At 68.8% G+C, this 8565-nt stretch carries 7 protein-coding genes; all 7 read right to left on the bottom strand.

Annotation, left to right across the window (positions count from 1 at the left end; all coding sequences use genetic code 11):
- A partial coding sequence (ftsW, locus tag RI841_RS07750) for a putative lipid II flippase FtsW (RefSeq protein WP_310705022.1) occupies window positions 1–1144 on the bottom strand: 1144 nt, incomplete at its 3' end.
- The gene (murD, locus tag RI841_RS07745) at window positions 1141–2517 is read right to left on the bottom strand and encodes a UDP-N-acetylmuramoyl-L-alanine--D-glutamate ligase (protein ID WP_310705021.1); all 1377 of its coding nucleotides are present in this window, start codon (window positions 2515–2517) and stop codon (window positions 1141–1143) included. The genes ftsW and murD, both read right to left, overlap by 4 nt.
- Window positions 2518–2555: 38 nt before the next feature.
- On the bottom strand, window positions 2556–3638 hold the full coding sequence (mraY, locus tag RI841_RS07740; protein ID WP_250061588.1) for a phospho-N-acetylmuramoyl-pentapeptide-transferase: 1083 nt from the start codon (window positions 3636–3638) through the stop codon (window positions 2556–2558).
- A gap of 9 nt (window positions 3639–3647) precedes the next feature.
- The gene (murF, locus tag RI841_RS07735) at window positions 3648–5027 is read right to left on the bottom strand and encodes a UDP-N-acetylmuramoyl-tripeptide--D-alanyl-D-alanine ligase (RefSeq protein WP_310705020.1); all 1380 of its coding nucleotides are present in this window, start codon (window positions 5025–5027) and stop codon (window positions 3648–3650) included.
- Window positions 5024–6544 carry a UDP-N-acetylmuramoyl-L-alanyl-D-glutamate--2,6-diaminopimelate ligase gene (locus RI841_RS07730; protein WP_310705019.1) on the bottom strand — a complete coding sequence of 507 codons (1521 nt, stop codon included), beginning with the start codon at window positions 6542–6544 and terminating at the stop codon, window positions 5024–5026. Before RI841_RS07730 ends, murF begins: the two co-directional genes overlap by 4 nt.
- 25 nt (window positions 6545–6569) lie before the next feature.
- Entirely contained in the window at window positions 6570–8285 is a 1716-nt protein-coding gene (locus RI841_RS07725) for a penicillin-binding protein 2 (RefSeq protein WP_310705018.1), read from the bottom strand.
- On the bottom strand, window positions 8282–8565 hold a 284-nt coding region (gene ftsL / locus RI841_RS07720), incomplete at its 5' end, for a cell division protein FtsL (protein ID WP_310705017.1). The genes RI841_RS07725 and ftsL, both read right to left, overlap by 4 nt.

The raw sequence follows: 8565 nt of genomic DNA, 5'->3' as shown, positions 1-8565 counted from the left end.
GCCGAGACTGACGCGTCTCGACATCGGCACGCAGCAACAGCGCGATCATCACGCAGCTCACCACCAGACTCGAGCCGCCATAGCTGAGCAGCGGCAGCGTCAGCCCCTTGGTAGGCAGCATCCCCGTACTGACGGCAATGTTGATGAAGGCCTGGGCCCCGATGACGAGGGCGAAGCCATAGCCCAGATAGGCCCCGAAGGCCAGGCCGACCAGTTCAGCCCGACGACCCACCGCCATGGCACGCCATATCAGCAGGGCGAAAAGCCCGATAACGGCGATGGCGCCCAGCAGGCCGAGCTCCTCGGCCAACACCGCGAAGACGAAGTCAGTGTGGGCCTCCGGCAGATAGAAAAGCTTCTGCACGCTGTTGCCGAGCCCCATGCCCAGCCATTGCCCGCGCCCGAAAGCGATCAGCGCCTGGGTCAGCTGGTAGCCGCTGGCAAACTGGTCGGCCCAGGGGTCAGCGAAGCTGGTCAGACGCGCCATCCGATAGGGTTCGGCCACGGCGGCCAGGCCCCCGAGGGTGACCACCAGCAGCAGCAACACCAGGAAGCGTCCCCAGGGGGCGCCAGCCATCAGCAGCATGCCCATCACGGCGCCGGTCATCACCACCACAGCCCCATAATCGGGCTCGAGGATCAGCAGCCCAGCAATTACTGCCATCACCACCAGAGGACGCAGGAAGGCCCCCCATTGGCGACGCACCTGCGGCAGGAAGCGCTCCAGATAGCCGGCCAGATAAACGATCAAGCAGAACTTGGCGACCTCGGACGCCTGCACGTTGAAGGGCAGCCCCGGTACGGAGAGCCAGCGACGGCTGCCGTTGACCTCGCGCCCCACCAGCAGCACCAGCAGGAGCAGGACCAGCCCCGCCAGCAGCAGCAGCGGTCCGTTGGCCTTCCACCAGGCCAGCGGTACCCGAAAGGCCAGCATCCCGGCGGAGAGCGCTACCAGCAGGAAGATGCCGTGGCGCAGGCTGAAGTACCAGGCATTCCCGGTAAGGCTCGACGCCACCTCGCTGGACGCCGAGGTCACCATCACCCAGCCGATCAGCAGCAGCGAGAAGGCGGCCAGCACCAGCCAGCCATCGAAGGCGTGGTCAGCGGTACTCATCCGCTGGCAGAGGCGGGATAGTCGGCTCATGCCGCCTCCCCTGCCAGGCGCTTGACCGCCTGGCGAAAGGCGTCGCCACGCGCCTGGTAGTCGATGAACTGGTCAAGGCTGGCACAGGCCGGTGACAGCAGCACGCAGTCCCCGGGTGCGGCGATCTCTATCGCGCGTTCCAGGGCGGCCTGCAGGTCCTCGACCCGGGTCGCCGGCAGCCGGCCACGCAGGGCGTACTCCAGGCGCCCCGCATCCCGGCCAAAGAGAATCGCCTCGCGGCCGTAACGCGCCAGGGGGGCCGCCAGGGGGTGGAAGTCGGCTCCCTTGCCCACTCCGCCGGCCAGCAGGATCAGACGCCCCTCGAGGGTCGGCCCCAGCCCCTCGATGGCGGCCAGGGTCGCGCCAACGTTGGTGCCCTTGGAGTCATTGATCCAGCGGACGCCCTCGACCTCCGCCACCAGTTCACCACGGTGGGGCAGCCCGGGAAATCGCCTCAGCACCTCGACCATGGCCGTGAGCGGAAGATTCAGGCGATGACCCATGGCCAGCGCCGCCAGGGCGTTGACCTGGTTGTGGCGGCCCAGCAGGCACACCTCGGCGGCCGGCAGTAGTGGCTCGTCCCCGTGCACCAGCCAGTCCCGGCCACCGCGCCGTGCGATGCCCCAGTCATTATCCTCGGGAACTCGGGTGGTGAAGCGGTCCAGGGCCGGCAGCGGCACCTCCGGCCAGGTCAGCGGGTCCTCGGCATTGACCACACCGTGCCGGGCACCGCGGAAAATGCCGAGCTTCGCGGCCCGATAGCCCGCCATGTCGCCATGGCGGTCCAGGTGGTCCTCGGAGAAGTTGAGGAAGGCGGCCGTCTCGGCCCCCAGGCGAGGAGTGGTCTCGAGCTGGAAGCTGGAGAGTTCCAGCACGAAGAGCTCGGCATCGGGGACGTCGGCCAGCAGGTCCAGGGCCGGCGTCCCCAGATTACCGCCCACGGCGACCCGGCGGCCGGCCTCGCGGGCCATCTCTCCCAGCAGGCTGGTCACGGTGGACTTGGCATTGGAGCCGGTGATGGCAGCGATGGGCGCTCGGGCCGCGCGCACGAACAGCGCCATTTCGCCGACCAGCAGCGGCTCACCGGTGGCCTCGCGGGTGCGCCCGGCCAGCGCCTCGAGGCCCGGAGTGTGCGGGGCGACGCCGGGACTGACCACCACCTCTTCCACCTCGGAGAGATCCAGCTCGGTGAGGGGCCCCAGGTGAACGGAGATGTCGGGATGGGCAACGCGGAAATCGTCCAGGCCGGGCGGCACCTCGCGAGTATCGGCGACCATATAAGGCACGTCGAGCCGGCCGAAGTGGCGGCAGATGGCCCGCCCGGAGACACCGAGCCCGACCACCAGCGTCGTTCCCTTCGGGACCTTGACCATGTTGAGCTCCTTACGGATGTTGAATCGGCGCCTGGCGTTCAGCGGACCTTGAGGGTGGCCAGGCCGATCAACACCAGCACCACGGTGATGATCCAGAAGCGCACGATGACCCGCGGCTCCGGCCAGCCCTTGAGCTCATAGTGGTGGTGCAGCGGTGCCATGCGGAAGATGCGTCGCCCGGTAAGCTTGTAGGAGCCCACCTGCAGAATCACCGAGACGGTCTCCATGACGAAGATACCCCCCATGATGAACAGCACGATCTCCTGGCGCACGATCACCGCCACCACGCCCAGCGCCGCACCCAGTGCCAGGGCTCCCACGTCGCCCATGAATACTTGGGCCGGATAGGTATTGAACCACAGGAAGCCCAGGCCGGCGCCGGCGATGGTGGCACAGAACACGGCCAGCTCGCCCGCGCCGGGAATGAAGGGAATCTGCAGATAATCGGCGAACACCGTGTTGCCGGTGGCATAGGCGAACACCGCCAGACCCATGGCCACCAGCACCGTGGGCATGATTGCCAGGCCATCGAGGCCGTCAGTGAGGTTGACCGCATTGGAGCTGCCGACGATCACCAGGTAGGTGAGCACCATATAGAACACCCCCAGCGGCAGCACGAACTCCTTGAACAGCGGGACGATCAGGCTGGTCTCCACCGGCGAGGCGGCCGTGACGTAGAGCAGCACCGCGGCCGCCACCCCGATCAAGGACTGCCAGAAATACTTCCAGCGCGCCGGCAAGCCACGGGGGTTCTTTTCCACCACCTTGCGGTAGTCATCTACCCAGCCGATGGCGCCGAAGCCCAGCGTCACCGCCAGCACCAGCCAGACATAGTGGTTGGTGAGATCTCCCCACAGCAGGGTGCTGACGGCGATGGCCATCAGGATCATGGCACCACCCATGGTGGGCGTGCCGGCCTTGGAGAGGTGGGACTGAGGGCCATCGTCGCGCACTGCCTGGCCGATCTGTCGCTCCACCAAGCGGCGGATCATCACCGGCCCAAGCCACAGGCAGAGCACCAGGGCGGTCAGGGTCCCCAGGATCATGCGCAGGGTCAAATAGTTGAAGACATTGAAGGCACTCTGGAATTGCGCCAGGAAATCAGCCAGAAAGAGCAGCATGTATCGCGTTCACCTTGAAGCATCCGCACGCAGGACCGCCACGACTCGTTCCATGCCGGCACTGCGCGAGCCCTTGACCAGCACGCTGGCCCCGGACGGTAGATAGTGGAGGACGTGGCGCATCAGCGCCTCCCGATCGTCGAAATGGACCCCGCCTTCGCCGAAGGCCCGGCTCGCCGGCCTCGCCAGCTCGCCGAGGGTACCCAGGAAATCGATTCCCCGTTCCCGCGCATAGTGCCCGAGCTCGGCATGCAGCCGGTCGGACTCGCCCCCCAGTTCTCCCATGGCACCCAGCAGGCACCAGTGCGGCCCGGGCAGCGTCACCAGGACATCGAGCGCCGCCTTCACCGCGCCGGGGTTGGCATTATAGGTATCATCCAGCAGTCGCGAGGCGTTGAGGCCCTCCACGACGCTCAGCCGGCCCGGGAGCGGCGCCACCGCCTCGAGCCCGGCCAGCACCTCGCTCTCCGCGAGCCCCATGGCCAGTGCTGCGGCCGAGGCCGCCAGGGCATTGGCCACGTTGTGGCGCCCCAGCAAGGCCAGCCGGACACGTCCGATCTCGCGCCCGTCCCGAACAAGCGTGAAAGCATAGCGTCCGATAGCGTCACAGGCCAGCGCCTCGCCACGCAGGCGTGCCCGAGAGTCCAGGCCGAAGTCGATCACCTCGCGAGGCGCCGCCAGGCACGCCCAAGTGGCAAAGAAGGCATCGTCGCGGTTGAGCACCGCCACGCCGTCGGCCGGCAGGCCGGCCAGGATCTCCGCCTTGGCCTGGGCGATCTGGCCCATGCCACCGAATTCGCCCACGTGGGCCCCGGTGACATTGGTGATCACCGCCACCCGGGGTTCGGCCAGGGCTGTGGTCCAGGCGATCTCGCCGAGATGGTTGGCACCCAGCTCCACGACGGCATGGCGGTGCTCGGGGTCCAGCGCCAGCAGAGTGAGAGGGGCGCCAATGTCGTTGTTCAGGTTACCCCGGGTGGCCAGCGTCGCCCCGCTCCGTTCCAGCAGGCTCGCCAGGATCTGCTTGACCGTGGTCTTGCCGCTGTTGCCGGTGACGGCGACCACAGGTCCGCCCCAGGCGCGCCGCCGGGCACGCGCCAGCAGCCCCAAGGCGAGACGGGTGTCGGGCACCACCAGCTGGGGGAGCGGGTCGTCCACCGGCTGCTCCGCCGTTCCCTCGACCACGGCCGCCACCGCCCCGGCCTCCCGCGCCTGGACCAGGAAGTCGTGGGCATCGAAGCGCTCTCCCTTGAGCGCCACGAACAGCGCCCCGGGAGCGAGCCGCCGGGTATCGGTGACGATCGCGCCGATGGGCAAGTCCTCGGCCGGTGCCGGCAGGCCCAGGGCTAGAGCGGCCTCGGCGAGGGTTTGCAGGCCGACAGCGCTCATCGAGCGCCCACCCCGTACCCTTTCCTGGCACGAGCGGTCAGGCCGCGCTCGGTCTCGGCGAGATCCGAGAAGGCATGGCGCACCCCCGCCACCTCCTGATAGTCCTCATGACCCTTGCCGGCGATCAGTACCACGTCGTCCGGAGCGGCCTCGGCCAGCACCCGGGCGATGGCGTCGCGGCGACCGGCCACCTCGATGACCTCGCGGGGCGGCGCGTCGTCCAGGCCCTCCAGGACCTGGGCGCGGATCGTCTCGGGGGGCTCGCCGCGCGGATTGTCGTCGGTCACCACCAGCACGTCGGCGTGGCGCGCCGCGGCCTCGGCCATCAGGGGGCGCTTGCCGCTGTCGCGGTCGCCGCCGCAGCCGAACAGGCACCACAGCCGTCCGCCGCCCGGAAGGTGCGCCCGCAGCGCCACCAGGGCATTGTCCAGGGCATCCGGGGTATGGGCATAGTCGATGACCACCGTGGGCGCGCCGGGACGCGACAGCCGCTCCATGCGCCCGGGCACCGGGGCAAGGTCGGCGGCTGCCTCGAAGAGCGCCGCCAGGGGATGCCCCAGGCCATGGAGAGTGGCGATGGCCAGCAGTACGTTGTCCAGGGTGAAACGGCCCATCAGGCCGAGCTCGAGCTCGCGCTCCCCGTCCGGCGTGGCGATCAGCGCCCGCTGCCCCTCGGCGTGGGGCATCCAGTCGATGACGCGCAGGGTCACCGCCTCGTCCGCGCCGACGGCCAGGACACGTACGCCGCGGTGAACGCCGGCGAGCATCAGGCGCGCCAGGGGGTCGTCTCCGTTGACCACGGCGAGCTCGAGCTCATGGCGACGGAACAGTCGCGCCTTGGCGGCGGCATAGGCCGCCATGCTGCCGTGGTAGTCCAGGTGGTCGCGACTCAGGTTGGTAAACACCGCCGCCTGCAGGCTGCAGCCGTCGAGACGCCCCTGCTCCAGGGCGTGGGAGGAGACCTCCATGGCCACCCGCCGCACGCCGTCGGCAGCCAGCTCGCCGAGCGCCGCCTGCAGGGCCAGGGGACCCGGCGTGGTCAGCTGGCCGGCCGCCAGGCGCCCCGGCCGGCCGTGCCCCAGGGTGCCGATCAGCCCGGCGTCCACTCCGAGGGCAATGCTCAACTCGGCCAGGTAGTGGGTCACCGAACTCTTGCCGTTGGTGCCGGTGACCCCGACCAGTTCCAGCTCCCGGGGCACGGCAAACAGGACCCGGCCCAGCTCGCCCTGGGCCTCGCGCAGCCCCGGCAGCCACAGCACCCGAGGGTCGTCGGGCCCGGGCGCCCCGTCATCATGGGCCAGTACCAGCGAGACCCCGGCCTCGAGGGCCGACGGAATGAAGTCGCGGCCATCCGCCGCCACGCCCGGCACCGCCACGAAGACGTCGCCCGCGACCAGACGACGGCTGTCGAGCACCAGTTGGACGGCGTTCGGCAGGGTGAGGGCCGTCAGGGCACGACGACAGTCGGGCCAGAGCTCGATCAGGCCTGTCTCGAGTCGCTCGGCTGTCAGCTGCATCGCGTTTCTTCTCCAGGGCTTGCGCTCATGATTGTGGCTCGCGGGCATCCGGGGGCACATCCAACAGGCGCAGAGCATTGCCGGCCACCCGCGAGAAGACCGGCGCCGCCACTGCACCGCCATAGTAGCTGTCGCCCCGCGGGTGATCGATCATCACCACTGTCACGATGCGCGGGTCCGAGACCGGGGCGATCCCGACAAACAGGCTTCGGTAGGCCTTCTCCTGATACCCGCCGGCATCGATCTTGCGCACGGTCCCTGTCTTGCCAGCGACCCGGTAGCCCGGTACCAATGCCCGACGGGCGCCGGTGCCGGGCTCAACGACCTGATCCATCATCCCCAGTATCTGCCCGGCCACGCCCGGGTCGATGGCCGGCTCACCGGCCGGCGACTGGCCGAGTTTGAGCAGCGAGGGCGGCAGGCGTCGACCGTCGTTGGCAATGGCCGTGAAGGCACTGGCCAGTTGCAGCGCCGAGACCGACAGGCCGTAGCCGTAGGAGAGGGCCGCCCACTGGCTGCTCGACCAGCGTACGGGCGCCGGCAAGCTGCCCGCGGACTCGCCAGGGAAGCCGGTGCCCGGCGCCTGGTCGAAGCCCAGCCGGCGATAGGTCTCAGGAACCAGCGGCTCGTCGAGCTGGAGCGCAAGCTTGGACATGCCGATGTTCGAGGACTTCTCGAGGATACCGGACAGGGTCAACTTGCCGTAGTTGCGGATGTCCTTGATGGTAAAACGATCGATGACCATCCAGCCCGGCGAGGTATCGACCACGATATCCTTGTCGAACTGGCCACTCTCCATGATCGCCGCCATGGCCAGCGGCTTGACCACCGACCCCGGCTCGAAGGCGTCGACGATGGCCCGGTTACGCAGCCCCTGGGGATCGAGTCCGGCGCGGTTGTTGGGGTTGTAGGAAGGCTGGTTGGCCATGGCCAACACCTCCCCATTGCGGGCATCCAGCATGACCACGATGCCGCCATCGGCATCGTGCTCGGTCACCGCCGATTTGAGCTCGCGATAGGCCATGTACTGCAGACGCTGGTCCAGCGCCAGGGTCAGGTCCCCGCCCGGCTGGGCCTCCTGCAGAAGCGCCAGATCGCGCACCAGGCGGCCTCGTCGATCCTTGAGCACCCGCCGCTTGCCGGGCACCCCGGCAAGATGCGGCTGGTAGGCCAGTTCCAGGCCCTCCTGGCCGATGTCGTCGATGTTGGTCACTCCCAGCAGCTGCGCGGTCACCTCCCCCGCCGGATAGTAGCGCTTGTACTCTTCCCGGGCGTGGACGCCGGGAATGTGTAGGTCGAGCACCGCCTGGGCCGCCTCCGGCGCCATGCGGCGCCGAAGGTACATGAACTCGCGCTCGGCGTAGCGCGCGATGCGCTCGTTGAGGGCATCGAGCTCCTGGCCCAGAGCCCTGGCCAGCATCAGGCGCTGAATGTCGTCGACCGGCAGGTCCTGGGGGTTGGCCCAGAGGGTGACCACCGGGGTGGAAATGGCCAGCGGCTCGCCGTGGCGGTCGGTGATCATCCCACGATGCGCGGGGATGGTGTCGGTACGCAGGGTACGGGCATCACCCTGCCCCTGCAGGAAGGGGTGGTCGAAGACATGCAGGTCGACGATACGACCGGTCAGCAGCGCGAGCCCCACCAGCACCAGAGTGATCATCACCCCGTAGCGCAGTCCGCCCATGGGTGCCATGGGCGGTGGCCGACGCGGCGTCACGCCGCTGCGGTCGTCGGGACTCATGGTCGAATGACCTCGACCTCGTCAATGTCGGGCAGGCGCATCTCCAGGCGCTCCTGGGCCAGGCGCTCGATGCGGGCGGGGGAGGACCAGGCGCTCTCTTCGAGCAGCAGCTGCCCCCATTCGGTCTGCAGCTGCTGCTGCTCACGCTCGAGCTGCTGCAGCTGGGCATACTGATCACGGGTCAGGTGGCTAACGGTGATCACCGCCAGGGCAGAGCCCAGACAGGCCGCCAGCAGCAGGGCGACCAGCAGCAGCCACGGCGATGCCACTGGGCGAAGGG

The sequence above is a fragment of the Halomonas sp. genome (assembly GCF_031581305.1).
In the GTDB taxonomy this organism is placed as follows: Bacteria; Pseudomonadota; Gammaproteobacteria; order Pseudomonadales; family Halomonadaceae; genus Halomonas.
The sequence above is the reverse complement of the archived record's forward strand: the minus strand, read 5'-3'. Positions and strand labels throughout refer to the sequence as shown.